Origin of the sequence: Acinetobacter kanungonis (assembly GCF_009939195.1) — a bacterium.
Classification (GTDB): Bacteria; Pseudomonadota; Gammaproteobacteria; order Pseudomonadales; family Moraxellaceae; genus Acinetobacter; species Acinetobacter kanungonis.
Window position 1 is genome coordinate 1 of sequence record NZ_JAACKC010000019.1, and the last position, 966, is coordinate 966.

Below are 966 nucleotides of genomic sequence, written 5' to 3' on the forward strand. Positions count from 1 at the left end.
CGGATAAGAAATTGACTTGAAAAATAAGAGGACTAGAGCCATCAGTTGAGTTACCACACCAAACTCACAGCCCTAGTCCTTATGTTCGATAGTACCCAATTGTTCTGCCTAATTGATGATTTCTTTCTAAAATTTGAAGCAATTTATTGGAAATTTCTCAAACAAAGTCGTCACTTTGTAAGAATTCGACCTACCCAACTCAGCCTCTCAGAAATCAATTTTATAGCCATTTGGTATAAGTGTTCTCATATCAACAATTTCAAAGCATTCTTTTCATGGTTGAAACAAGATAAAAATCATTTATTTAAAAGCTTACCCTGCTATCAACGGATGATTCACCTCATCAATATGCATCAATTGGCATTACATGCGTTACATGTTGCCTTAATGAAAGACCAACGCAGCCAATATTTATGGGTTGATTCAACCACTTTACCGGTCTGTAAAAATCAACGGATTCAACGCCATAAATCATTAGCCAAAATTGCATCACGTGGTAAAAGCTCGATGGGCTGGTTTTATGGCTGTAAATTACATATCGCGATGAATCAATTTGGTGAAGTCGCTTGTTCTGCTTTATCGAATGGACATGTGGCTGACATAAAGATGGTTGAGCATTTAGTTGAAGGCATAAAAGTAAAGCTTTATGCGGATCGTGGCTATATTAGTCAAGAATTAAAAAGCAGATTAAAAAATCAAGGTATTGATTTGATTACCTATCATCGAAAGAATATGCAGTCTGTTCAACTCTGTGCATCAGATGAATATCACTTAAAACAGCGTAATAAAATAGAAACGTTATTCAGCTTATTGAAAGGTCAATACAATTTAGTGACGAGTAAAGCACGTAGTATGCATGGATTTCTAAGTGGGATTTACGCATCGTTATGCGCATATCAATTAACCCATCGAAATAAGCCGAAAATTCAAATTATGGAATCATTGGCTTAAACAGGATTCGGGTTA

General features: G+C 35.7%; 1 protein-coding gene. It reads left to right on the top strand.

Annotated features, from left to right (window positions below; translation table 11 throughout):
• Positions 1 to 81 precede the first annotated feature (81 nt).
• Positions 82 to 951 carry an IS982 family transposase gene (locus GWK51_RS16405; RefSeq protein ID WP_161934521.1) on the top strand — a complete coding sequence of 290 codons (870 nt, stop codon included), beginning with the start codon at positions 82 to 84 and terminating at the stop codon, positions 949 to 951.
• Positions 952 to 966: the final 15 nt, after the last annotated feature.

Excerpts from the sequence above, each read along its gene's own strand:
- GWK51_RS16405 (WP_161934521.1), top strand. The coding sequence starts at position 82 with ATGTTCGATAGTACCCAATTGTTCTGCCTAATTGATGATTTCTTTCTA.